Raw genomic sequence first — 23,129 nt, forward strand, 5'->3', positions numbered from 1 at the left:
TCAGCCCGGTGAGCGTTATGCGGTCGATCGGAGGCTCCCTTCGGGTATCGATTCGACCTTAGCGCACCACCTACCGCGGGGGCGTACCCGCCTGGGGTCTTTCGATGGAATTTGGTCACGCTCGAGGCGGAAGTGACCGGTCAGAGTCGCCGCGGAGCGGGTCGGCTGAGCCCCGGTGTGGCCGCGTGGCCCGCTCGCCTGCGGGCGTCGGGTCGATGGGTCCCGCCACGTCGACCCGGGCGACGCCGTCGCCGAGCAGCTGCATGGCAACGGTGATCGCGTCGGACTGGCCTGCCACGTCGTGGGTGCGCACCCCCCACACGCCGTGCAGCGCGGACCAGAAGGACAGGGCCGCGGTCGCGCCGTCCCTTCCGTGCGGTTCGCGGCCGCCGAGCAGATGCCCGAGGAAGGCCTTCCTGGATGCGCCGACGAGCAGCCGATGGCCAAGTGCCTGGAACCGGTCGAGGTGGCGCAGCAGCTGCCAGTTGTGCTCGGCCGTCTTCGAGAAGCCGAGCCCAGGGTCGAGGATGATGCGCGACGGGTCGACTCCCCCGCCGACCGCCCGGTCGCGCTGGGCGAGCAGTTCCGCGAGCACCTCTTCGACGACGTCGTCGTACGTGGCGAGCGACTGCATCCGCGAGGAATGGTCGCGCCAGTGCATGACGACGTAGTCGGCGTCGGAGTCGGCGACGCTGGGGATCATGTCGGGGTCGGCGAGGCCGCCGGAGACGTCGTTGATCATCCGCGCTCCGGCCTGCAGGGCCGCGCGGGCGACGCTGGCTCGCATCGTGTCGACCGACACCGTCGCCCCCTCCGCGACGAGAGCCGAGACGACTGGTACGACGCGCGCGAGTTCCTCTTCGGGCGAGACGCGTGCGGCGCCGGGCCGGGTCGACTCGCCGCCGACGTCGATGATCCCCGCGCCTGCGGCCATCATCTCCCTGGCGTGGGCGAGGGCGCGCTCGCCGTCAAGATAGGCGCCGCCGTCGGAGAACGAGTCAGGGGTGACGTTGAGGATGCCCATCACCTGGGTCACCGGGATCACCGGCCCAAGATCAGGCTCATGGCCTCCGCACGGGTGGCGGGGTTGCGCAGTTGGCCGCGGACGGCCGAGGTCACCGTCTGGCTGCCGGGCTTCCGCACGCCGCGCATGGTCATGCAGGTGTGCTCGGCGGAGATGACGACGATCGCGCCGCGCGCATCGAGCTCGTTGACGAGGGCCTCCGCGATCTGGGTCGTCAGCCGCTCCTGGACCTGGAGCCGCCTCGCGTAGACGTCGACGAGGCGGGCGAGCTTCGAGAGTCCGGTCACGCGGCCGTTCTCGGAGGGGATGTAGCCGATGTGGGCGACGCCGGTGAACGGCAGCATGTGGTGTTCACACATGCTGACCAGCTCGATGTCCTTGACGAGGACCATCTCCTCGTGAGCGATGTCGAACGTGGTGCCGAGGATCTCCTTGACGTCCGCGTCGTAGCCCGCGGCCAGCTCGGTCCAGGCCCGCGCGACCCGGTCAGGGGTGTCACGCAGTCCGTCGCGTTCGGGGTCCTCCCCGATCGCGATCAACAGTTCGCGGATGGCTGCCGCCGCGCGCGGCCCGTCGACGGCCATCAGTTGCTCGGAGGTGTGTTCGGCGGACCCCATGGTGACGATCCGGGCTGCGGAGGCTGGGGCGTCTGGTCGTGGCCAGGAAGCTCACGGGAGAAGTCCGGCCCGGGGGCGAGCACGTCCGGCCGGTTGACCGGCTCAGGCGGAAGCGGGATCTCGACGGGGGGCTGGTCGGAGGGGACGCGAAGGTCGGAGCCGGTCCAGGCCGGACGCTTGTCGCGACGGCGTAGCGACGCGAACACGGCCGCGACCTCCTCCTTGTTCAGCGTCTCCTTCTTGAAGAGTTCGCGCACCAGTTCGTCGAGTACGTCGCGGTTCTCCACGAGGACGTCGAACGCCTCCTGGTGGGCCGTGTGGATGAGCTCGGCGACCTCCTTGTCGATGACCGCGGCCATGCTCTCCGAGTACTCCTGCGTCGAGTCGGTGCCACGCATGCCCATGAACGGTTCCGAGTCGCCGCCGCCGAGCTTGACGGCGCCGACGGCCTCGCTCATGCCGTACTGCGTGACCATGGCCCGGGCGACCTTAGTCGCCTTCTCGATGTCGTTGGCCGCGCCGGTGGTCGGGTCGTGGAAGACCAGCTCCTCGGCCGCGCGTCCGCCCATCATGTAGGCCATCTGGTCGAGCAGCTCGCCGCGGGTCTGCGAATACTTGTCCGCGTCGGGCATGACCAGGGTGTATCCGAGTGCGCGGCCGCGGGGAAGGATGGTGACCTTCTGCACCGGGTCATTGCCCGGCATCGCGGCAGCGACAAGAGCGTGGCCGCCCTCGTGGTAGGCCGTGATCAGCCGCTCGCGGTCGTTCATCAGGCGGGTCCGCTTCTGCGGGCCTGCGATGACGCGGTCGATGGCCTCGTCCAGCTGGGGCTGCCGGATCATCTCCTCGTTCATGCGGGCGGCGAGCAGGGCGGCCTCGTTGAGCACGTTGGCGAGGTCGGCGCCGGAGAAGCCGGGGGTCCGGCGGGCGATCGCGACCAGGTCGACATCGCTGGCGAGCGGCTTGCCCTTCGCGTGGACCTTCAGGATGTGGGCACGACCGGCCGCGTCGGGGGCCTCGACGCCGATCTGGCGGTCGAAGCGTCCGGGGCGCAGCAGCGCGGGGTCGAGCACGTCGGGGCGGTTGGTGGCCGCGATCAGAATGACGCCGCCGTGCACGTCGAAGCCGTCCATCTCGACGAGCAACTGGTTGAGGGTCTGCTCGCGCTCGTCGTGACCGCCGCCCATGCCTGCGCCTCGGTGGCGGCCGACGGCGTCGATCTCGTCGATGAAGATGATCGCGGGGGCGTTCTCCTTGGCCTGCTGGAACAGGTCACGGACGCGGGAGGCGCCGACACCGACGAACATCTCGACGAAGTCAGAACCGGAGATGGAGAAGAAGGGGACGCCCGCCTCGCCCGCGACGGCGCGCGCGAGCAGCGTCTTGCCGGTGCCGGGAGGGCCGTACAGCAGCACGCCCTTCGGGATCTTCGCGCCGAGCTTCTGGAACTTGGCCGGCTCCGCGAGGAACTCCTTGATCTCCTCGAGCTCCTCGACCGCCTCGTCGGCGCCCGCGACGTCCTTGAACGTCGTCTTCGGGGTGTCCTTCGAGACTAGCTTCGCCTTCGACTTGCCGAACGACAACGGACCGTTCGCCCCGCCGCCCGACATGGAGCGCATGACCCAGAAGATCAGCAGGATCAGGATCAGGAACGGTAGGCCGGTGTAGAGCAGGGTCGACCAGATCGACGGAGTCGGGTTGGTGCCCGTCCACTTCTCGAGCGTCCCGTCGGCCTTGCGCTGCTCGATCAGCTTGATCACGTCGTCGACCTGCTGGTTGCCGACCCACGCCGACTGGGTCTTCTTGCCCGCCTCGTCGGTGATCCGGATCGCCTGCTCGCCGTCGACGAGGATGACTTCCTTGAGCTTGGCCTTGCCCGCGAGCAGGTCCATCGTCTCGGAAGTGGGCACGGTCTGGTAGCCCGCCATGGAGCTGAGCAGCTGCATACCGAGCACTAGGAACAGCACACTGAGCAGGATCCAGGCCAGTGGGCTCTTGAAGAACTTCTGCAAGTCATTCCGATCTCGTGGGTGCCGAGGGTTCAGCGCACCGAAACCTTACCAGCGTACGCAACATCGGCTTGTGGTCACGCCTGGGATCCGCTATCGGCACTAGATCGCCAGGTCGACGGATAGGAGGCCGGCGTGGTCTGCGCCCCTGGCAAGCCCTCCAGCACATCGGGTGTGGCGCCCACCCGTGCCGAGTGGTCCCGCCGGTCGCCGCGGCACGGGGCGCGTGGGAGCTGCGATGCCGCGCCCGGTCGAGCGCCAGAGCACCGGGCCGAGGACCGCTACGCCGAGGGTGGCCGCGAGGGCTCCGATCGAGAACAAGCATGGCCAAACCGAGACCTTCGGCCGCTTGGCGAGCAGTTCGCCCTCGGGGTCCCTACAGATGGTGACCTCGTCACCCACCCGGATGTCCTCGCTGCGCACGGATCTGGTTGAGCCGTCCGGCATCGAGACCTCGACGTGACGGACCTCGCGCGTCGAGACCCGGCGTCTGGTGCGTACCCCCTCCCCGCTCTGGAACTCGCCGGTCGCGGTCACGGTGACCTCTTCGTACGAGGCGGTGGCCGTCGACACGTCACGGGAGGTGCTGAAGACACCGAACACGACAAGCGCAGCGAGGGCCAGCAGCCAGGTCACGACCTCCCTCGGCGAGCGCCTTCTCGCCCGGATCGCCTCGGCGTACAGCGGTGAGCTCGTCGGATCCGTCACGGGAGGCCTCCCTGATCGACAAATCCGGAAAGCCTATCCCCGCCGGGGTCTCCCCGGCCCCGCCAGGTCAGCTGTAGACGTGCTTGGCGAGGGTGCCGACGTCGCGCAGGTTGCGGTAGCGCCCGGCGTAGTCGAGGCCGTAGCCGACCACGAACTCGTTGGGGATCTCGAAGCCCACGTACTTCACCGGCACCTCCATCTGGGCGGCGTCGGGCTTGCGGAACATCGTCATGATCTCGAGGCTCGCGGGCCCGCGGGAGGCGAGGTTGCTCATCAGGTAGGAGAGCGTCAGTCCGGTGTCGATGATGTCCTCGACCACGATCACATGGCGGCCCTCGAGGTCGGCGTTGAGGTCCTTGAGGATGCGCACGACGCCGCTCGACTGGGTGCCCGCACCGTAGGACGACACCGCCATCCAGTCCATCTCGACGTGGCTGCGCATCGCGCGCTGCAGGTCGCTCATCACCATCACTGCGCCGTTGAGCACGCCAACGAGCAGGATGTCGCGCCCCGCGTAGTCCTCATCGATCTGCTGAGCCACTTCGTCGATCCTGGCCTGAATTTCGGCCGAGGTGAAGAGCACCTTCTCCAGGTCTTGCGACACGTCTGTTGCATCCACGTGCAAGAGCCTATACCGGCTCCACCTCGCCCGCACCCGGGGTGAAGTGGAGGCGCCCGTCGACCCTGCGTACCGTTCCCCCCGGCACGTGGATCCCGCCCTGGCCGCGCCAGGCGAGCACCAGTTGGTCGACGGCGAGCACGTGGTTCTGCTCGGCCGCGGAGCCGCGCGAGCCGAGCCAGCGGTGCAGCGCCCGCCAGCGAAGGGCGTCGGGCAGATCGGACAGTTCACGACACGACGGCGACTCATCGTCTGGTGCCTCGATGCCCGCGAGCGAGTCGAGCAGGTCTGCATCGGCCCGGGCGAGCAGCGCGGTGCGGGCGAGCGCAGGTGCGATGTCGCGGCCGAGCCCTTCCGAGAGTTCACGCAGGAGCCTCCTGGCCCTGACGCGGGCGAAGGCCGGATCGTCGTTCATGGGGTCGTGCCACCAGTCGATCCCCCATGCCTGGCAGGCGGCCACCGTCTCGTCGCGGCGCAGCCCGAGCAGCGGCCGGATCAGGGGCTCACGGCGCGGGGCCATGCCCGCGAGCGAGCGGGTGCCTGAGCCGCGCAGCAGGCCGAGCAGGACGCTCTCGGCCTGGTCGTCGAGCGTGTGTCCGAGCAGCACCGGCAACCCCTGCGCGGTCAGCGCGGAGAGCCTGGCCTCACGGGCGGCGGCCTCGACGCCGTCGCCGGAGGGCCGGACGGTGACCTTGACGATGTCGGCCTCAACGCGCCGGCTGTGCAGCCGTTGACGCGTCCGCTCGGCGACGTCGGCCGACCCGTCCTGCAGGCCGTGGTCGACCACGATCGCGCGGATCCGGCCGCCCGCCCTTGCCGCCGCCCACTGCGCGCCGAGCGCAAGCGCCATGGAGTCGGCGCCCCCTGAGCAGCCGACGATCACCTCGCCGGGTGGCAGGTGGTCCGCGACGGCACGGGCGACGAGGAGCGCGGCGGGCGCCAACTCCTGCCTAGCCATCGACCCGGTCGAGCCAGCGCCCCGGCTCGGTGATCTCTTCGGGGCGCGGCAGGTTGCCTGGCTGGGCGAACGCCGTCATCAGCGCGGCGCGGCCCTTGAGCGCGGTGATCCGGTCGCAGAAGGCCAGCCCGTCGCGATACTGGGCCGACTTGTCGAGCGAGGACGACAACCGGCCGAGCCCCGATGCTCCCTTCGGCCGCGTGAACGCCTTGCGCAGCGCCCGGACGGTGCGGACGTGGCCGCGGCCGGCGTTGTCTGCCGTGTGGTCGGCGTGTCCCTCCAGGAACGTCATGGCGGCCACCAGTTCGCCGAGCGCCTCCCCCGCCTCGCCGGTCGCGAGCATCGAGGCGAGGTCGCCGGTGCGCGCCCATGCCACCAGACCGGGAAGCGGGGGCGCGTCGTCCTCGAAGACCGTTCGCGCACGCTCGGCGATCCAGGCTCGCAGCCAGGGTGCGGCCCGGAACTGCAGGGCGTGGGTCTGCTCGTGCAGCGCGACCCACAGCCGGAAGTCTGACGGCACGAACCCGTGGCTGCGCTCGTGGGCGACGATCGTCGGGGCGACGAGGTAGAGGGTGTCGGAGCCGGTGTAGGCGTCGAACTGGCCGAGCAGCCTTCTGCTTGCCATCCGCAGACCGGCGCCGAGCAGCACGGCGTTGCCCGCGCCCCTCACCCGGTTCAGCGGGCCAGCGGGACGGCGGGGAAGGTCCAGCTCGTGGACTGTGGCCTCGATCATGGAACGCACGGCCCTCCCCCAGCCCGCCCAGTCCACGACGCTGATCCGGGAGGCGCCGGGCGAGTCGACGCCGAGCCGCGCCGCTGCGAGTTCCCCCGCCCTTCTCGCGGTGACGCGCAGGTCGGCGACGAGCTGCTGCACCTGACGCGAGTCGACCTCGGGCAGGCCGCGCGAGCCGGTCCCCCCGAGCGCGAGCGCGAGGGACCAGTTGATGCTGGGGGCGTAACTCATGAGCAGCCGCAGGATGCGACCACCCCGGTCGCCTGGTCGGCCCAGACCTTCGACGCCCAGCCGTCCGGCGGACCGTTGATGATGAACGCGAACGAGACGAGCCGTCCGTCGTCGGTGATCGTCGTTCCGGCCAGCGACGAGACGAGCGAGAGGGTGCCCGTCTTGGCGCGGGCCACCCCACGTGCGGGGCTGGAGATGTCGTCGGTGAAGCGGTCGGCGAGGGTTCCGGTCACGCCCGCCGTCGGGAGGCCGTCCAGGATGACCGACAGGTGCGGCTGGGAGTCGAGCAGGAGCATCGCCTTCGCGAGCATGTTCGCGGTGACGAGGTTGCTGCGCGACAGGCCGGAGGCGTCGTGCAGGACGGTCCCCTCGTCCCACACGCCGAGTTCGGTCAGCTCGGCCCGGATCGCCGCGACGCTTCCTGCGAATGTGGTGGGCTGCCCGACGTGCCTGGCCAGCTGAAGGCCGAGGACCTCGGTGTAGGAGTTGTTCGAGCGGTTCATCGCGGTCTCGACCAGGACGTGCAGCGGGAGGGACTCGACGCGGGCCACCTCGTCGCCCGAGCCGGTGGCCGGAGTCGGTTCCCCTGTGACCGTGATGCCGTTGGCCGTGAGCTGGGCCGCGAAGGTCTTCGCGGCGTCGAGGGCGGGGGTGCGGCTGCGCCCTCCGGCGGGGAGCTTGCCCTCGTCGACCCAGAGGGCGGACAGCTGGGTGACCTGGTCACGGTAGTTCGCGGGCCAGGTGGCGTTCCACCCAGGCTCCTCGAACCAGGTCGCGTCGAAGCCGAGGGTGACGGAGGTCTGGCCGGCCTGTTTCAAGGCCTCGGCCGTTCGTGCCGCGAGGTCCTGGGTCGTGGCCGGGCGCGGGTAGGTGCCCGCCTTGGCGGGGACGCTGAGCAGGGTGGGATCGCCCGAGCCGACGATGACGATGCGCCCGGGCTCGGGCTGGACGACGGTGGTGGCGAAGCGTTCCTCACCGTCGAAGGCGTTCATCACGGCGAGCGTGGTGAGGGTCTTGGTGTTGGAGGCGGGGATCAGCGGAGTGGTGGCCGACTTCGACGCGAGCACCTCTCCCGTTGCGACGTCGAGCACCTCGTAGGCGAGGCTGACGGCGGCGCCGTCGACCCCGACCAGCTTCGACGTGTCGAGACCGGCGAGCTTCGACTCGAGCGTCGCACGCACTGGCACCGGTCCCTCGCTCGGGACGGCGGCAGCACCGATCAGCCCTGTGCCTGCCGCTTCGACGGCCGACGGGGTGGCGCTCGGCTGGTCGAACAGGGTTGGCGCGACGGTCGTCGGGGCGCCCTCTCTCGTCCACCCGGCCGCTGCCGCCACCTCGCGTTGGAACACCGCGAGCGCGAATCCGCCCACGAGCAGGACCACGGCAAGCACGCCGGTGATGATCCACTCGACGATTCTGCGAGTCTTCACGACGTCCTCCAACGCGGTATCCTGCTGGGGTAGCTGCCCCGCCACCGGTAGGCGGGCAACGAACCCAATCATAGGAGTGTCGCAGTGAGCGAAGAGGCGCCAGTTGGCCTGACCCCCATCGATCCCGGCCGCCGCATCCTTTTCGACGTGACGGTTGAGATCCCCAAGGGCACCAAGAACAAGTACGAGATGGACCACAACACTGGTCGCATCCGCCTTGACCGCACCCTGTTCACCTCGACGCAGTACCCGTACGACTACGGCTACGTCGAGGGCACCCTCGGCCAGGACGGCGACCCACTCGACGCGATGGTGATCGGCAACGACCCGACGTTCCCGGGCTGCCTGATCGAGTGCTACGCCGTCGCCATGTTCCGCATGACCGATGAGATGGGCGGTGACGACAAGGTGCTCTGCGTCGCGACGGCCGACACCCGCCGCCACCACATCACCGACCTGTCGAGCGTTCCAGAGCACATGCTGCTGGAGATCGAACACTTCTTCTCGGTCTACAAGGACCTCGAGCCCGGCAAGTCGGTCGAGGGCGCGACCTGGACCGGCCGCGAGGACGCCGAGGACGAGGTCAGCGCCTCCTTCGAGCGCGCAAAGGGCACGCCGTACGAGCACCACCACGTGAACCTGGCCTGACGCCAGCCGAGAAGGGCCCCGCTTCGGCGGGGCCCTTTCGCGTTCTCAGGCGAGCGATGCACCCACCTGGACGCCGACCCAGGCGGCTGCGAGGCACCCGGCGACCGTGGCCATCGCGTAGAGCACACCGGTGCGGACGCGCCTGAGGCCGAGCTCGCGCGCCGCCTGCCAGCAGGCAGACGAGAAGGTCGTGAAGCCGCCGCAGAAGCCGGTGCCGAACACCGTCAGGGCGTCGTCGGTCGCGATCACGGAGGCGACGCCGAGGGCCAGCGAGCCGCTCAGATTGATCAGCAGCGTGCTGATCCAGGCGGGGAACCGGCGGGTGACCGCCTCGTCGACCAGAGCCCGTGCCACGGCGCCCAGCCCGCCGGCCAGGCACGCGAGCAGGGCCGTGAGCATCAGTCGTCGTCCCTGCGCAGCTTCATCCCCGCCAGATGCCCGACCCCGGCGAAGACGATCCCGACGAAGGTCTCGGCGATGACGATGATGACGCCGCCCGGCTCGGTGACCCCCTGCAGGGCGAGCGAGGACCAGGACGTGAAGGCGCCCAGCCCGCCCACCGCGAGGAAGAGACGACGAAGGGGCACGTGGGGGCCCATCACGCCGGAGAGCAGACCGAGCAGGAAGCAGCCCGCGACATTGACCGCCGCGAGCGCGACGACCTCATCCCCGAGAAGGTGCAGCAGGGCCATGCGCACCGCGGTTCCGAGCGCACCACCCGCGAAGATCACCAGCAACTTCACCCAGAGTTTCATCGCAGCCAAGCAAACCACCGACCCGCCCTGCGGCCAACTCGCCCCCGTCGAGCCGCAACGGACCACCGGTCGGCGTGTGGGAGGATTGCCCAATGCCCCGCTATCTCATGTTGCGTACCCCCTCGGCCAACCGCGTCTACGCGGGCGAGTCGGGGCCGCTGACCGTGGCAGAACTCGAGATCACCGCACCCTTCGCGCGCGAGGTCTCCGACGTCGAGCTCGCCGGCGTCAGCTATCTGGGGTTCGAGGCCGACGCGCTGGGTGAGGCGCACCTGGAGGCCGTCGCGCGACAGTCGGCCTGCTTCGCACTGTTCGAGGCGGAGGGCGATCTGCTGCGCCCCGTCGCGCTCCCCCGCGCCTTCGTCATGGACGACGACCTCGTCACCATCCCGAAGTACCAGGGAAAGACCAACGAGCAGTTCACCCAGCTGCTGCTGGGCGTCACGCTGGCCTCCGTGACAAGGGAACCGAACGGCCCACGGCAGATCCTCGACCCCCTCGCGGGCCGTGGCACCACGCTGTCGACGGCGCTGCTGCTCGGTAACGACGCCCACGGGGTGGAGGGCGACGCGAAGTCGTTCGAGCAGATGGCCTCGTTCTACAAGACCTATCTGCGCCGCAAGCGCATCCGGCACACGGCCGACGTCCACCCCGTGCGACGCGACGGCAAGGCGATCGGCAAGCGCTTCGACGCCGAGCTCCAGACCGAAGCCGGCCGACTGACTCTCACGTCGTTCACCGGCGACACCCGCACCTCCCGCGACCTCTTCGGCAAGAAGAAGTTCGACGCCATCGTCACCGACGCCCCCTACGGCGTGGCGCACGGCGCGACCACCGACGTGCGCGGCACCTCCGGAAGGCGCGACCGCTCCCCCGCCGGGCTGCTGCGCGAGGCGATCCCGGTGTGGGCGTCGCAGCTGATGCACGGCGGGGCGCTCGGCCTGTCCTGGAACACGTTCGGCCTGACGAGGGAGGACCTCGCCTCGCTGCTCACCGACGCAGGGCTCACCGTCCGCGAGGGCGGCCCGTGGGAGCGGTTCGCCCACCGGGTCGACTCCTCCATCAAGCGCGACCTGATGGTCGCGGTCAAGCCGTAGCAGCCTTTCCACGGCGCCCCCACGCAGGGGGGCGGGGCAAAGTAGCATCGCCGCATGAGACAACTCGTGCTGATGCGCCACGCCAAGACCGAGGGCAACAACCCGGGAGGCGACAAGGCCCGCCGGTTGATCCCCCGCGGCGTCCAGGACGCCCAGGAGGCAGGGCTCGCGCTGCGTCGGCTCGGCCTCCAGCACGCGCTGGTCTCCACCGCCGCCCGCACGAGGGAGACGTTCACCGCGCTCGGCCTCGACATCCCGGCTGAGCACCTCGACGCGCTCTACATGGGCGGCACCGACACCATCGCACGGCTCGTCTCCGAGGTCGACGACGACATCACCGGGCTGCTCGTGGTCGGGCACGCACCGTCGATCCCCGGCCTCGCGGCCACCCTCGCGTTCCGGGCCGATCCGGGTGACGCAGACGACATCGGCGCCTGGTTTCCCACGGCCGCCTACTCGCTGTTCACGCTCGAGGGGAGCTGGAGTGACCTCGCCGAGGGCATCGGCGCACGTCACGAGGTGACCAAGCGCCCCGAACAGTGATCCGGGCCACTCCACGGCAACACGCCCGTAACGCGCGCGCCCGTTTTCGTTACGGCACGGGCCGAAACGTTGACGCGACCGTTACGAGACGACGCGTTCCACGAAACGTGCGACTTGTTGGATCGTGGCCATGGAAATCCTCGAAATTGACACGGGCGACACCGCCTGGGTCCTGGTGAGTGCGGCGCTCGTCCTGCTCATGACCCCCGGTCTCGCGTTCTTCTACGGCGGAATGGTGCGCGCCAAGAGCGTGCTCAACATGCTGATGATGTCGATTACGACGATGGGGATCGTCGGGGTCCTCTGGGTCGTTGTCGGCTACTCCATGGCCTTCGGCGAATCGTTCGGAGGGTTCCTGGGCAACCCGCTCCAGTTCGCCTTCCTCGAGGGCCTCATGGATCCCGAGAAGGCCACCTTCACGGTTCCGTCGCTGGTGTTCGCCGGCTTCCAGGCCGCCTTCGCGATCATCGCCGTCGCGCTGATTTCGGGCGCGGTCGCCGACCGGATGAAGTTCTCCGCCTGGGCCACCTTCGCGGCAGTGTGGGCGCTGCTCGTCTACTTCCCCGCAGCGCACTGGGTGTTCTCCTTCGACGGCGGCACCGCCGAGAAGGGCGGCTTCATCGCCAACTCCATCCAGGCCATTGACTTCGCGGGAGGAACCGCGATCCACATCAACGCCGGGGCCGCGGCTCTGGCCCTCTGCCTCGTGATCGGCCCGCGCCTCGGCTTCGGCAAGGTGCCGATGCGGCCGCACAACCTCACGCTTGTCATGCTCGGTGCCGCGCTGCTGTGGTTCGGCTGGTTCGGCTTCAACGCCGGCTCGGCCCTCGGCGCCAACGCGATGGCGGGCGTCGCCTGGATCAACACCCTGGCAGGAGGTGCCGCGGCGATGCTCGGCTGGCTCCTGGTGGAGCGGCTGCGTGACGGCCACGCGACCAGCCTGGGCGCCGCGTCCGGCATCGTCGCCGGTCTGGTCGGGATCACCCCCGCAGCGGCCTCGGTCAGCCCGCTCGGCGCCCTGATCGTCGGCCTCGCCGCAGGCGTGCTCTGCGCCTTCGCCATCGGGCTGAAGAACCGGCTCGGCTACGACGACTCGCTCGACGTAGTGGGCGTCCACCTCGTCGGCGGACTCGTCGGCACCCTGCTGATCGGCTTCATCGCCGACCCGTCCTCCCCGGCTGGCGTCGCGGGCCTGTTCTACGGCGGCGGCCTCGACCAGCTGTGGCGCCAGGTGGCCGGCGCGGTCATCGTGATGGTCTACTCCTTCGTGGTCACCTTCGCCATCGCCAAGGTGCTCGACAAGACGATGGGCCTGCGGGTCGTCGACGAGGTCGAGACGCGCGGGATCGACACCGCGGTCCACGCCGAGACCGGCTACGACCTCAGCCACATCGGCTACTCGACCTACGGCGTCCGTCAGACGCTGATCGTTCCCGCCCGAGAGGAGATCGACGCATGAGGCTCGTCACCGCAATCGTCCAGCCAGCCATGATGACCCAGGTGCAGATCGCACTGGCCCAGCACGGCATCGCAGGCATGACCGTCACCGAATGCTCCGGCTACGCGCGCCAGCGTGGCCACAAGGAGATCTACCGGGGCGCGGAGTTCACCATCGACTTCATCACCAAGGCCAAGATCGAGGTGCTGGTCGAGGATGACGAAGTAGAGGACGTGATCGCAGTGGTCACGGACGCCGCGAGGACGGGCGCCGTCGGCGATGGGAAGGTCTGGTCCACCCCGGTCGACGAGGTCGTCCGGATCCGCACCGGCGAGAAGGGCGCGGCAGCGATCTGACCCGACCCTGGGGCGACGGGGCGTCGAGTGGGAAACCACCCGGCGCCCCGTTCCACGTCCGCTCACCGCGAGCGGCGGTGACCTCAGCCAAGCCCGACCCGCGGCGGCGTCGCCCGACTAAGCTGGTGCCAACAGGTCAAAGGAGACTGCCATGAGCGACACCCTCATCTCGTCCGACGCCGGCTGGCCCGAGCCCGCCCTGCTCGAAGGCGAGGCCATCCCGACAGCCGTCGTCCGCCACGACGGTGTCACCGTCGCCGACCTGCGCGATCTGTTCGACTCGGCCTACTCGAAGGTCGCGCTCGCGCTCGGCGCGCAGAGCAACCCGCCCGCCGGTCCCGCCATCGCCGTGTACGAGGGCGACGTGGCCTCCACCTTCTCGATCGAGATCGGCTTCCCCGTCGACACCGCCCTTGCCGACCCCCAAGACGACATCGTCGGCTCAGAACTCCCGCCAGGTCCGCTCGCGGCGCTGACCCACATCGGCCCCTACGACCGGCTCCCCGACGCGTGGGCGAGCCTGATGGGTTGGCTGTCGACCGAAGGACACACGCCCGGTCGGCGCTTCGGCGAGATCTACGTCAGCGAGCCGGGCCCAGACGCCGACCCCGAGCGGCTGCGCACCGATCTGTTCGTCACGCTGGCCTGACTCACTGCCCGACGAAGGGGAACTCCTCGAAGCGCCTCTGCAGGGCCCGCTCACCGGCTGCCGAGATGGGCCGGAACGCCTCGATCTCCAGGCTCCGCCTTCCCGGCCGCCCACCGCGACTCCAGATGCCGACCACCTGCGCTCCCTGCACAACCGTCTTCTTGAAGACCCCGTTGTTGCCGGGCACGAGCCGGTCGTGCTGATCCCGCGTCATGGCGAAGAGTCGGTCCTGGTAGCCGAGGATGAACTCGTCGAAGCCGGGAAGCAGCAGCGGCCTGCTCACCGCCCGCCCCAGGGCGGCGACCTCGTCCAGCAGCCCGGCGCGCCAGTAGCTCGGCTCCGCCGCGCCGTCGCTCTCCAGGTGGCCTGCGACCAGTGGAAGGGCGGCCCGGATCTCGGCCAGGCCGAGCTTCGTCCACCAGGCGAAGTCGCGGATGGTCGCCGGACCGTGGCTGCTCAGGTAGCGCAGCAACAGTTCGGCCACGGCGGGGACGCGCTCACCGTCGAAGCGTCCCGCCAGGTCGGAGCCGGCAGGCAGCCATGATGAGACGAGCGCGATGTCCTGGTCGGTTCCGTTCCACGGCCCGTGGCACACGGTGCTCCTGGCGATCAGCGTGAAGAGCATGTGGTAGCCGCGCCCGCCCTTCGGTGCGAGCCCGGCGGCCTCCCAGACGCCGAAGAGTTCGGGGCGCGACCTTGGGCCGTCGGCGAGCGCCTCCAGCGCCGTCTCCTCCGCCCTGGCAAGCGCCCCCTCGTCGAGACCGAGCTGGCGGCGCCTGGCCTCCGCCGCACGCAGCGACGGCGCCGAACAGAGCTGGGTGACCCACACGGCATCCCTGGACGGCATCAGGAAGACGGTTCCGCGCATCGGGTAGCTGCGCACGATCCGCCCGGCATCGAGCTCAGCCAGCACCTCCACCGGATCGGGTCGCGGCGTGCGCAGCGCGGTGCTCGCGATGACTCCTGGAAGGTCCTGGCCCTGCATCGCCACATGGGCGGTCACGGCGTCAAGGGCGGTCGCGTGAGGCGCGATCAGGCCCTGGGCGACGAGCCGTGCCGCGGCGAGCTGTCTGCGGGTGAGCATGGGTCAAGTATGGCGTCGCGGGGAGGTCGCCCGCGCGCCGTCGACGGGAAGGCTCAGGCCAGGTCGCGGGCCACCGCTGCGGCGACCTCGCGGCCGGAGCGCACCGCGCCCTCCATGTAGCCGTTGAACCGGGTCGAGTACTCGGCGCCTGCCCAGTGCAGCACGCCCTCGGGCTCGGCGAGGATCGGGCCGTTGGTGGTCCACACGCCGGGCGAGAAGTGGGCGCCGTGGCAGCCGCCGGTGAACTTCTCGCTCGACCAGTTGCGCTCGATGTAGGCCACCGGCTTGGCTGCCGTCTGCCCGAAGGTGCGCACGACGGAATCGACGAAGGCGCGCTCGCGCAGGCTGACGGAGCGGCGCGAAAGCGAGTCGGCGTCGGCCCCCTCGAAGAAGCCCATCAGGTGGCCGCGGTTGGAGTTGTCCGCGGTCGTGTCGAACGTGACCCGCACCGCCCCCTGGTCTGCGCTGGACTGGCCGGAGAAGCCCCTGTCGCGCCAGAAGGGATGGTCGTAGATCAGGAAGGCCTTGATCACGTTGCCGGGGGCGACCTTGTCGGCTGCCTCCTTGCGCCAGGCGGGCAGCGGCGGGTCGTACTCCATCGCGACGGCGAGCTGCGGAGGAAGGGTCGAGATGACCTGCTTGGCCTCGATCTCCTCGCCGTCGGCGAGCGTCACGGTGGCGGAGCGGTCGGAGTAGGCGACCTTGACCGCCTCGGCGTTCAGTCGGACCACGTCACCGAGACGATCGGCGAGCGCGGTGGCGACGGTGGCCATCCCCCCGTCGACGCGCTTCTGGTGCAGGCCGCCGTTGCTTGCGAGCATCGTCTCGAGATCGGGGCCGGAGTTGACCTGGTGCAGGCCCTCGAGCAGCGTCGCGCCCTTCGGCATCGGGCCGAACGCGGCGGCGTAGACCTCTGCGAATCGGCGCTGGGCGCCCTGGGTGCGCAGGTTCGTCGAGACCCAGCGGCGCAGATCCTGACCGAGCCAGGCCCCATTGGACTTGCGCCAGGCCGGGTCGTCACGCAGACGCTCGGCGAGGCGACGGAGCCGCAGCAGGCCCTGGCCGAGGTCGGAGACCTCGAACGGGGTGAGCGTGGGAGCCTCGTCCGAGGACGGCACCTCCAGCGCCTGGCCTCGGAGCCGGACGACGAGGTTGCCCTTGGCGGGGAGCCCGATGGTGGTGAGTCCGAGGTCGTCGATGATCTCGGTGAGTGCGGCGAAGCCTGGGCCGATCCACTGGCCACCGAGCTCGACGTACCCGCCGTCGCTCAGCACACGGTTCTCGACCCGGCCGCCGACCCGGTCGCGCCCTTCGAGCACGACAACCTTCAGTCCCCGGTCGACGAGGTACTGAGCAGCCACGAGCCCTGCAAGGCCCGCACCGATGATGGCGCAGTCCAACACGTGTCTCCTCCTCCGCAGATCATCCCCGAGGTGATCGGGGCGCGATGCTCAGCCTACAAGGACCGCTGCATCACTCAGCGCACGGCCTTGGTTAAGGGCGCTGTCACCTGAGCACATGGAAAAGGGGACGGACCCGAAGAGGATCCGTCCCACTGTCCGAGCCGCCCACGGGATTCGAACCCGTGACCTACGCTTTACGAGAGCGTCGCTCTACCGACTGAGCTAGGGCGGCAGCAGGACGGAACTATACCGAACCAGCCCACGGTTTGACGAACCGGCTACGAGCAGGTGGTGCCCTCCTTCGGCGCCTTCCCTTCGTAGAGGTATTCGTCGACCGCCTTGCCGATGCAGCCGTTGTCACCGCTGACCGCCCCGTGACCCGCGCCGTCCAGGGTCAGGAGGGTGCCCGACTCCAACTGCTCGGCCATGGAGACGGCCTGCTCGTACGGGGTGGCGGAGTCGCCGGTGGTGCCGACGACCAGGATCGTCGGGGCTCCGGCGGCGGTGAGCTTGAGTTGGGGAGCCGAGCCTGCGGTCCAGTACTGACAGTTGTAGCTCGTGCCCATGTTGGGGGCGAGGACGGGGGCCTCGTCGAAGGTCTCGCGCCAGTCTTCGAGCACCGGGGCGGCCCCCTCGTCGACGCCGTCGACGCATGCCATGGCGGGGAAGGCGTAGGCGATCGTGTCGTAGCCATTTCCTGCACGGCCGTTCATGGCGTCGGCGGCCTGCAGGAGCGGCTCGCCGTCACCGGCCATCCCCGCCTTCAGGAAATCGGCCAGGGTGCGGTAGGCGGTGTCGTCCTCGTAGAGGAACATGGCGACGCCGGAGGCGCCGAGGGTCTGGGTCAGTTCGCGGTTGCCGACCTTCAGCGGCTTGGCGTCCAGGCCGGAGAGGAAGGACGCGATGTCGTCGTTGATCGCCAACTGATCGTCGCCGAGCTCACACAGATCGGAGCCTGCGCACCACTTCGTGAAGTTGTTCAGGGCGAGTTCGAAGCCCGCGACCTGCGGCACCTCGTCCTTTCCCGTGATGTCGACGGCGGCGTCCAGCACGAGCCGTCCGACGGAGTTGGGGAACAGCTGCGCGTAGGTGGCTCCCACGTAGGTGCCGTAGGAGACGCCCACGTAGTTCAGCTTTTCGGCGCCGAGGAGGTGCCGCAGCAGGTCGAGGTCGCGCACCACGTCGATGGTGGTGATGTGGTCGAGCAGTTGGGCCGAGCCGTCGCGGCACTCCTTTGCGAAGGTCTTCGCGCCGTCGCGCAGCGCCGTGTCCTCCGCGGCGTCGTCGGGGCTGCCGTCGAGGTTCATGAACGCGTCGGTGCTCTTGAGCCCGCCGCACACGACGTGCGTGGACTGCCCCGTCCCGCGAGGGTCCCAGCCGACGGCGTCGTAGTTGACGAAGCGCCCAGCCATCGACTCGGCGTAGCCCTGCCCGCCGAACCCGGGGCCGCCGGGGTTGAAGAAGAGGGGGCCGCGCGACGAGTCGCCAGACGGGACGCGGCGCACCGCGATCTCGATGGCCTCGCCCTCGGGCTCGTCCCAGTCGAGCGGAGCGGTGATGGTCGCGCACTGCGCCTTCTGGGAATCTGGGCAGAGTTCCCAGTCGACGACCTGGGATGCGTAGTCGGAGTAGTCGCCAAGCGAGTCGAGGAACTCGACGCGGGGCGTTCCCGAGGCCTTGTAGTCGGTCTGACGGTCGGCGTTGTCGTTCTTTCCCGCCGGGAAGGTCTCGTACTCGGAGATCTTCTTCTCGGGCATGCCGGGCATCCGCTCACCCTCGGCCACCGGATCGGGCGTGTACGGTCCGACGGTGGTCGGCGAGGCAGGCACGTCGCGGCTGCGGCCGCCGAGCATGTTGCCCAGGAACAGCGCCCCGACCAGTGCGATCGCGATCGCCGCCAGAATCATCTGGATCACCTGGACCGACCTACTCATGCGGTTCCTCTCCTACTCGGGCTAGCCGCGTCGAACATACCGATTCGAGGGGGCAGCGGATCACCCCGCTCGTGCGGGTCCGGACGATCACCTGACCCGCCGGGACGTTGTGCCCGACGACGACGCCGGATTCCTCGTCCACCTCCACCCGCTCCCCCACCTCGGGGGCGCGGTTGAGGAAGTCGACATACAGGCGATGTTCGTACTTCAGGCAGCACATCAGCCGTCCGCATGCCCCGGCTATCTGCAGCGGGTTGGACGCAAGTCCCTGCAGCTTTGCGAGGCGGGCCGAGACGGGGTCGAAGTCGGTGAGGAAGGTGGTGCAGCACAGCTGTCTGCCGCAGCTGCCGACTCCCCCGATCAACCTCGCGGCATCACGCGCGCCGACCTGGCGCAGGTCGACCCTCGCCTCGAGGGCGCGCGCCAGCTCGCTCAGGAGGGCACGGAAGTCGACCCGGTGGGGGGCTGTGAAGTAGACGGCCACCATCCGGTCGAACTGGTCGGAGCGGTCGAGGTAGTCGGTCCCGACGACCTTCATGGGCAGCCCGTGACGCGCGATCAGCTCGCGGGCCGTCTCTGCGGCCGAAGCCCTGATCCGCCGGTTGGTCTCATCGCGTTCATGGTCGGACGGCTCCGCGGGACCGGCGCACACAGGCAGTTCACCGAACCCCTCGCGCGCCTCCTCGGGGGCCCACACGCACTGGGCCAGTTCGTCGCCGTCAGCTGTCGGGTACAGCACCCAGTCCCCGACCCGGTAGTCGCGTTCGCCCGGGTCGAGGTAGTGCAGTTGGCCGTGGCGCTCGAACGCCACCGCCATCACCTTCGCCATGGATCACAGACTAACGGGCGCCGACAAGCATGAGGCCCCCGGTGGTGACCGGGGGCCTCGTCTGCGTCAGAGGATCAGTGGCGCTTGGCCTGCCTTGAGTTCCAGCGCGCCTTGGAGATGGCTCCGTCGATGCCTGCCTTTCCGCCTCCGATGGAGAACAGCAGGATGCCGATGGCCAGCAGGACGAGTTCCTTGTCGCCGCGGAAGCCTTCCATGTTCTCCACGAAGATCGGGAACGGACCCCAGCGCAGGAAGGCGAGGGCGGCACCGGAGATCACGGCCAGCAGGAGGCCCACGATCCGCACCCCGAGCCCGAGCACCAGCATCACGGCCATGGCCGCGAGGGTGAACCCGAGGCCCCACGCGATCTCGCGGGTGTACGGCAGGACGGTCTGCTCGAGGTATTCGGCGGTTCGCGTCACGTTGCCGAGGATCTGCCAGGCGGCGACGCCGAGCACGAAGGCGAGGACAAGTCGCAGCACGAGCAGCCCGAAGCTGCCGAACCCGCCGACGCCGGGGCGGCGAAGAGGCGCGGGGTCGCGCAGGGCGTTGGCCTCCGAGGTGGCCACGAGTCCGAGTCGCTGGTCGCGAGCCTCCTTCTCGAGCCGGAGCTGCTCGGCGCGCTGCTCCTCCTCGGCCGCCTCGGCCTCGAGCGAACCGCGGGTGTCGATCACCTGGGTGTGCTCGCCATTGTCGTCGCGATAGAGGCCCGCCATCGAGGCGGTCGCTCCGACGGCAGCGGCCTCCTCGGCGCCCACCGGGCGGGCGAAGGGGGCTGCGGCGGCGTCGTGCTGCCGGGTCTCGGTCATGGACTCGTCCTCCGGGTTGGCCGCGTCGTCCGCGGTCGTGGTCTGATCGACGAGCGGCGCCTGGTCGTCCGCCGGCTTGTAGCTGGTCTCCTCGATCACGGACTCGCGTTCGGCCGCGACTGCGGGGGCGACATAGGCGACACCCTCCTCACGCAGGTCGTCTGCCGGTTCGGTGGCGGGGAGGGGCGCATCCATCGGCTCGGGCGGCAGCGGCTCGTCGACGGGGCCGAGGGTGGGCTCGCCGGCCTGGACGAGCTCGTCCTCAGCTGCGGGAGCGACGTCGCGGTCCGCGGTCGGCTGGTCGAGCACGGTCTCGGTGTGGGAATCGTCGATCAAGCGCTCATCGGCCGGATCGGGAGCGGCGATCGGCGCGTCGACCGCGCGTTCGGACTCGCTCTCGACCGCCTGGGAGGCCGGTTCACGCACCATCGTCTGGTCCGGATCCCCGAAGAACTCGGGCTGCGCCTCAGGCGACGGTTCGACCTGGTCCTCAGGGAACACGACGGTGGGCCGCGGAGGGACGTCGTCGGCGCGGTCACCGGCCAACGGCTGATCGGCGATCTGAGCGCCGTGGTCGTCTGCGCCAGATGCCTGCTCGACGTCGGCGTCGCTGCGGGTCTCGTCACCGGCAAGGGGCGCGGCCGAGTCGGCGACGGGCTGATCGGCGGGAGCGTCGTCGGGCTCGTCGACAGGAGCGTCGTAAGCGATCGGCTGATCCACGGGAGCATCAGCGACCGGCTCATCCGCGGCGATGTCGGCCTCGGAAGCGTCCGAGCGGAAGATCGACTCGTCCGCGACGACCGGCTCTGAGGACTCGTCCGAGCTCGCACCTTCCGGCGCGGTGGGCTGTGGCGTGGGAACGGGGACGGTCTGCTCCGAGGAGTAGTCGTCCCATTCGTTGGCCTCGACAGGCACGCCGTAGTCGTCCTGCTCCTGGCTCCAGTCATCGGCCTCGCGCGGAGTGCCGACCTGCCGCCAATCGTTGTTGGACATGTCGCGATTCCCCTATCCGTGGGCATTCTTGCACCACATCTTGACACCGACAGCGCCGTCGATCCGGGGTGACACGCCCGGGCGGGTCAGGTCCGGCCTGCGAGCGAGAGCGAGATCAGCAGGGCCTCGAGGGCGAGCAGCGGGGCGACGTTGCCCTCGAGCGCCGTGCGGGCGCGCAGGATGGCGTCGAGCGCCCGGACCGTCTGCTCCGGCGTTGAGCGCCTGGCGATGGGGGTGATCTCGTCGGCCAGATCGGAGTTGACGAGGCTCACCTCTGGGGCGGTCTGGGTGGCGAGCACGTCGCGGTAGTACGCGGTGAACTCGGTGAGCACGCGGTCGAGCGCGTCGCGCTGGAGCCGCTTCACGCGGGCCTTCTGCTGGTCCTCCAGGTCTCGCAGTGCCGCCTGGGCGTTGCGCGGCTTCACCCCGCGGGTGCCGAGCCCGAGCGCCTCCTGGAGCGCGGCCAGTTCCTTGGCGTCCAGTTCGGCGGTGGCCTGCTTCGCCTCCTCGGCCGCGGAGTCGACGAGGTTGTGGGCCGCGTCGAGACAGGCGGTCACCGACGTGAGCCGCCCTGGCAGGGCGAGGATCTCCCTGCGCCGGATCCTCGCCTCCTCGTTGCGGGCGAGCATCCGCGCCCGCCCGATGTGCCCCTGCGCCGCACGGGCCGAGTGCGCGGCGAGCGCCGCGGGGATGCCGTCGCGTTGGACGAGCAGTTCGGTGACGGCCTCGTCGCTCGGAGTGACCAGCTTGATCACGCGGCTGCGGGAACGCACGGTGATGATCACGTCATCCGGGCTGGGGGCGCACAGGAGCCACACGGTCTTCGGAGCCGGCTCCTCCAGCCCCTTGAGCAGCGCGTCCGCGCCCCGCTCGGTGATCCGGTCGGCATCCTCGACCACGACGATCTGGTAGCGGCCCTTCACCGGGCTGAGGTTCGCCCTTCCGACAAGCGCACGCACCTCGTCGACGCCGATCGACAACTGCTCCGTGCGAAGCAGCGTCACGTCGGGGTGTGCTCCGGAGAGGGTGGTGCGGCACTCCTCGCATTCGCCGCAGCCCCCGCGTGGACACTGGAGGGCTGCGGCGAACGCCTTCGCCGCGTTGGAGCGGCCTGAGCCGGGAGGCCCGACGAACAGCCAGGCGTGGGTCATGGCGTGGCGACGTCCCTCGACGGCGCGACGCAGCGTCTCCACCGCGCGCCCCTGGCCGATCAGTTCGGAGTAGACGTCACCCATGAGGGCAATCCTGCCATCAGGCGACGACAGCATCACCCTCGGTCGCGCCCTCGTCCACAGCCTCCGTGGCCGCAGCCTCCTGACCACGGGTGCGCAGATGCGAGCGCACCGACCAGCCGATGGCCAGCACGGCGACGGTGAAGGCCGCGATGTAGAGGGGAAGGTGCGCGGCCGACGGGATGTCGAAGGCCTTCAGCAGGGAGCGGATGTTGACGATCACGATCGCCGATCCGGCGGCCGCACCGAGGATCCGCGGAGGAAGGTGGCGCACCAGCCACGCGGCGATGGGCGCCGCGATCAGCCCTCCGAGAAGCAGCGCGAGCGCCATCCACCACACGATGCCCTGGCCACCGAGGCCGATCAGGAACCCGAGGCTGGCGGCGATGGCGACGAGGAACTCGCTCGCGTCGATGGTGCCGATCACCTTGCGGGGCTCCATCCGGCCGCTCGCGAGCAGGGCGGGCGTGCCGACCGGCCCCCAACCTCCGCCGCCGGTGGCGTCGACGAAGCCCGCGAAGATGCCGAGCGGGGCCAGGAACTTCGTCGGGAGTCGCCGTCCGAGGTGCCTGGTTGAGATGCCGAAGAAGGTGAAGCGGATCAGCACATAGATGCCGAGGACCAGCAGGATCACGGCCATCAGCGGCGCTGCGGCCTCGGTGCTCAACTGGGAGAGCACCGTCGCGCCGAGGAAGGCGCCGACGGCGCCTGGGATGCCGATCCGGGCGACGACCTTCCAGTCGACGTTGCCGAAGCGGTGGTGTGAGACGCCAGAGGCGAGCGTCGTGCCGATCTCGGCGAGGTGGACGGTGGCCGAGGCCATGGCGGGGTTGGTCCCGATGGCGAGCAGCAGGGTGGTTGAGGTGACGCCGTATGCCATGCCGAGCGAGCCGTCGACGAGTTGGGCGGCGAGGCCGACGAGGGCGAGAAGGACGAATTTGAGCATGAGGATTCCTGGGTTCGATCTGACGGGGAGGGGCTCGTCAGGCCGGACACAGGGCGCTGGAGACGCGCATGTAGTCGACCGCGC

The 23,129-nt window shown here is 69.8% G+C and carries 22 protein-coding genes, 1 tRNA gene and 1 pseudogene; 6 read left to right on the forward strand and 18 right to left on the reverse strand.

What is annotated here, in order from left to right; translation table 11 throughout:
• Positions 1 to 253: 253 nt before the first annotated feature.
• The 8 genes and pseudogenes from folP to dacB form a co-directional block, all read right to left on the reverse strand.
• Positions 254 to 1,024, reverse strand: a pseudogene (folP, locus tag BW733_RS04705) (dihydropteroate synthase); the annotation flags it as partial.
• Positions 1,025 to 1,041: 17 nt separating this feature from the next.
• A complete protein-coding gene (folE, locus tag BW733_RS04710; RefSeq protein ID WP_077352711.1) occupies positions 1,042 to 1,608 on the reverse strand; it encodes a GTP cyclohydrolase I FolE in 567 nt (188 codons plus the stop codon).
• Positions 1,608 to 3,653: an ATP-dependent zinc metalloprotease FtsH gene (gene ftsH / locus BW733_RS04715; protein WP_193791655.1), complete on the reverse strand. Its 2,046-nt coding sequence runs from the start codon at positions 3,651 to 3,653 to the stop codon at positions 1,608 to 1,610. The genes folE and ftsH overlap by 1 nt, the downstream gene beginning before the upstream one ends.
• A gap of 99 nt (positions 3,654 to 3,752) precedes the next feature.
• Positions 3,753 to 4,358, reverse strand: a complete 606-nt coding sequence (locus BW733_RS04720; RefSeq protein WP_077348347.1) for a hypothetical protein — start codon at positions 4,356 to 4,358, stop codon at positions 3,753 to 3,755.
• A gap of 67 nt (positions 4,359 to 4,425) precedes the next feature.
• Positions 4,426 to 4,977: a hypoxanthine phosphoribosyltransferase gene (gene hpt, locus BW733_RS04725; RefSeq protein WP_077348349.1), complete on the reverse strand. Its 552-nt coding sequence runs from the start codon at positions 4,975 to 4,977 to the stop codon at positions 4,426 to 4,428.
• Positions 4,978 to 4,987: 10 nt separating this feature from the next.
• On the reverse strand, positions 4,988 to 5,935 hold the full coding sequence (tilS, locus tag BW733_RS04730) for a tRNA lysidine(34) synthetase TilS (RefSeq protein ID WP_077348351.1): 948 nt from the start codon (positions 5,933 to 5,935) through the stop codon (positions 4,988 to 4,990).
• Complete coding sequence (locus BW733_RS04735) at positions 5,928 to 6,899, reverse strand: Rv3626c family coenzyme F420 biosynthesis-associated protein (RefSeq protein ID WP_077348353.1); 972 nt, start codon at positions 6,897 to 6,899, stop codon at positions 5,928 to 5,930. The genes tilS and BW733_RS04735 overlap by 8 nt, the downstream gene beginning before the upstream one ends.
• Positions 6,896 to 8,329 (reverse strand): D-alanyl-D-alanine carboxypeptidase/D-alanyl-D-alanine endopeptidase, encoded by a 1,434-nt coding sequence (gene dacB, locus BW733_RS04740; protein WP_161490132.1) that lies wholly within the window; start codon positions 8,327 to 8,329, stop codon positions 6,896 to 6,898. The genes BW733_RS04735 and dacB overlap by 4 nt, the downstream gene beginning before the upstream one ends.
• 189 nt (positions 8,330 to 8,518) lie before the next feature.
• Between dacB and BW733_RS04745 the strand changes: the two genes are divergently transcribed.
• A complete protein-coding gene (locus tag BW733_RS04745) occupies positions 8,519 to 8,977 on the forward strand; it encodes an inorganic diphosphatase (protein ID WP_237268375.1) in 459 nt (152 codons plus the stop codon).
• A 45-nt stretch (positions 8,978 to 9,022) separates the two neighbouring features.
• Here BW733_RS04745 and BW733_RS04750 read toward each other — a convergent pair whose 3' ends face one another.
• Positions 9,023 to 9,376, reverse strand: a complete 354-nt coding sequence (locus BW733_RS04750; RefSeq protein ID WP_077348357.1) for a fluoride efflux transporter FluC — start codon at positions 9,374 to 9,376, stop codon at positions 9,023 to 9,025.
• Entirely contained in the window at positions 9,376 to 9,732 is a 357-nt protein-coding gene (locus tag BW733_RS04755; RefSeq protein ID WP_077348359.1) for a FluC/FEX family fluoride channel, read from the reverse strand. The genes BW733_RS04750 and BW733_RS04755 overlap by 1 nt, the downstream gene beginning before the upstream one ends.
• A 92-nt stretch (positions 9,733 to 9,824) precedes the next feature.
• Here BW733_RS04755 and BW733_RS04760 point away from each other — a divergent pair, with 92 nt between their 5' ends.
• From BW733_RS04760 to BW733_RS04780, 5 genes are all read left to right on the forward strand, one after another.
• Entirely contained in the window at positions 9,825 to 10,829 is a 1,005-nt protein-coding gene (locus BW733_RS04760) for a TRM11 family SAM-dependent methyltransferase (protein ID WP_077348361.1), read from the forward strand.
• Between the two features lie 54 nt (positions 10,830 to 10,883).
• Positions 10,884 to 11,372: a SixA phosphatase family protein gene (locus BW733_RS04765; protein ID WP_077348363.1), complete on the forward strand. Its 489-nt coding sequence runs from the start codon at positions 10,884 to 10,886 to the stop codon at positions 11,370 to 11,372.
• 130 nt (positions 11,373 to 11,502) lie between these two features.
• Positions 11,503 to 12,831, forward strand: coding sequence for an ammonium transporter (locus BW733_RS04770; protein WP_077348365.1), 1,329 nt, complete (start codon positions 11,503 to 11,505; stop codon positions 12,829 to 12,831).
• Positions 12,828 to 13,166, forward strand: coding sequence for a P-II family nitrogen regulator (locus BW733_RS04775; protein WP_077348367.1), 339 nt, complete (start codon positions 12,828 to 12,830; stop codon positions 13,164 to 13,166). The genes BW733_RS04770 and BW733_RS04775 overlap by 4 nt, the downstream gene beginning before the upstream one ends.
• A 151-nt stretch (positions 13,167 to 13,317) precedes the next feature.
• Entirely contained in the window at positions 13,318 to 13,815 is a 498-nt protein-coding gene (locus BW733_RS04780) for a GyrI-like domain-containing protein (protein WP_077348369.1), read from the forward strand.
• A gap of 1 nt (position 13,816) precedes the next feature.
• Here BW733_RS04780 and BW733_RS04785 read toward each other — a convergent pair whose 3' ends face one another.
• The 8 genes from BW733_RS04785 to BW733_RS04820 form a co-directional block, all read right to left on the reverse strand.
• Positions 13,817 to 14,899, reverse strand: coding sequence for a winged helix DNA-binding domain-containing protein (locus BW733_RS04785; protein WP_077348371.1), 1,083 nt, complete (start codon positions 14,897 to 14,899; stop codon positions 13,817 to 13,819).
• Between the two features lie 53 nt (positions 14,900 to 14,952).
• The gene (locus tag BW733_RS04790) at positions 14,953 to 16,302 is read right to left on the reverse strand and encodes a flavin monoamine oxidase family protein (RefSeq protein WP_077348373.1); all 1,350 of its coding nucleotides are present in this window, start codon (positions 16,300 to 16,302) and stop codon (positions 14,953 to 14,955) included.
• A 159-nt stretch (positions 16,303 to 16,461) separates the two neighbouring features.
• A tRNA-Thr gene (locus BW733_RS04795) sits at positions 16,462 to 16,534 on the reverse strand.
• 46 nt (positions 16,535 to 16,580) lie between these two features.
• Positions 16,581 to 18,236 (reverse strand): alpha/beta hydrolase, encoded by a 1,656-nt coding sequence (locus BW733_RS04800; protein ID WP_077348375.1) that lies wholly within the window; start codon positions 18,234 to 18,236, stop codon positions 16,581 to 16,583.
• Positions 18,229 to 19,065: a PSP1 domain-containing protein gene (locus BW733_RS04805; protein ID WP_077348377.1), complete on the reverse strand. Its 837-nt coding sequence runs from the start codon at positions 19,063 to 19,065 to the stop codon at positions 18,229 to 18,231. Before BW733_RS04805 ends, BW733_RS04800 begins: the two co-directional genes overlap by 8 nt.
• 74 nt (positions 19,066 to 19,139) lie before the next feature.
• Positions 19,140 to 20,867, reverse strand: a complete 1,728-nt coding sequence (locus tag BW733_RS04810; protein ID WP_077348379.1) for a DoxX family membrane protein — start codon at positions 20,865 to 20,867, stop codon at positions 19,140 to 19,142.
• Positions 20,868 to 20,953: 86 nt separating this feature from the next.
• Positions 20,954 to 22,102, reverse strand: a complete 1,149-nt coding sequence (locus BW733_RS04815) for a DNA polymerase III subunit delta' (protein ID WP_077348381.1) — start codon at positions 22,100 to 22,102, stop codon at positions 20,954 to 20,956.
• 16 nt (positions 22,103 to 22,118) lie between these two features.
• Positions 22,119 to 23,045, reverse strand: coding sequence for a sulfite exporter TauE/SafE family protein (locus BW733_RS04820; RefSeq protein ID WP_077348383.1), 927 nt, complete (start codon positions 23,043 to 23,045; stop codon positions 22,119 to 22,121).
• Positions 23,046 to 23,129: the final 84 nt, after the last annotated feature.

The sequence above is a fragment of the Tessaracoccus flavescens genome (assembly GCF_001998865.1).
Classification (GTDB): domain Bacteria; phylum Actinomycetota; class Actinomycetes; order Propionibacteriales; family Propionibacteriaceae; genus Arachnia; species Arachnia flavescens.

Bases quoted from the DNA above. Each gene is read 5' to 3' on its own strand.
- folE (WP_077352711.1), bottom strand. From the start codon at position 1,608: ATGGCCGTCGACGGGCCGCGCGCGGCGGCAGCCATCCGCGAACTGTTG.
- tilS (WP_077348351.1), bottom strand. From the start codon at position 5,935: ATGGCTAGGCAGGAGTTGGCGCCCGCCGCGCTCCTCGTCGCCCGTGCC.
- BW733_RS04735 (WP_077348353.1), bottom strand. From the start codon at position 6,899: ATGAGTTACGCCCCCAGCATCAACTGGTCCCTCGCGCTCGCGCTCGGG.
- BW733_RS04745 (WP_237268375.1), top strand. From the start codon at position 8,519: ATGGACCACAACACTGGTCGCATCCGCCTTGACCGCACCCTGTTCACC.
- BW733_RS04750 (WP_077348357.1), bottom strand. From the start codon at position 9,376: ATGCTCACGGCCCTGCTCGCGTGCCTGGCCGGCGGGCTGGGCGCCGTG.
- BW733_RS04755 (WP_077348359.1), bottom strand. From the start codon at position 9,732: ATGAAACTCTGGGTGAAGTTGCTGGTGATCTTCGCGGGTGGTGCGCTC.
- BW733_RS04760 (WP_077348361.1), top strand. From the start codon at position 9,825: ATGCCCCGCTATCTCATGTTGCGTACCCCCTCGGCCAACCGCGTCTAC.
- BW733_RS04765 (WP_077348363.1), top strand. From the start codon at position 10,884: ATGAGACAACTCGTGCTGATGCGCCACGCCAAGACCGAGGGCAACAAC.
- BW733_RS04770 (WP_077348365.1), top strand. From the start codon at position 11,503: ATGGAAATCCTCGAAATTGACACGGGCGACACCGCCTGGGTCCTGGTG.
- BW733_RS04775 (WP_077348367.1), top strand. From the start codon at position 12,828: ATGAGGCTCGTCACCGCAATCGTCCAGCCAGCCATGATGACCCAGGTG.
- BW733_RS04780 (WP_077348369.1), top strand. From the start codon at position 13,318: ATGAGCGACACCCTCATCTCGTCCGACGCCGGCTGGCCCGAGCCCGCC.
- BW733_RS04785 (WP_077348371.1), bottom strand. From the start codon at position 14,899: ATGCTCACCCGCAGACAGCTCGCCGCGGCACGGCTCGTCGCCCAGGGC.
- BW733_RS04800 (WP_077348375.1), bottom strand. From the start codon at position 18,236: ATGAGTAGGTCGGTCCAGGTGATCCAGATGATTCTGGCGGCGATCGCG.
- BW733_RS04805 (WP_077348377.1), bottom strand. From the start codon at position 19,065: ATGGCGAAGGTGATGGCGGTGGCGTTCGAGCGCCACGGCCAACTGCAC.
- BW733_RS04810 (WP_077348379.1), bottom strand. From the start codon at position 20,867: ATGTCCAACAACGATTGGCGGCAGGTCGGCACTCCGCGCGAGGCCGAT.
- BW733_RS04815 (WP_077348381.1), bottom strand. From the start codon at position 22,102: ATGGGTGACGTCTACTCCGAACTGATCGGCCAGGGGCGCGCGGTGGAG.
- BW733_RS04820 (WP_077348383.1), bottom strand. From the start codon at position 23,045: ATGCTCAAATTCGTCCTTCTCGCCCTCGTCGGCCTCGCCGCCCAACTC.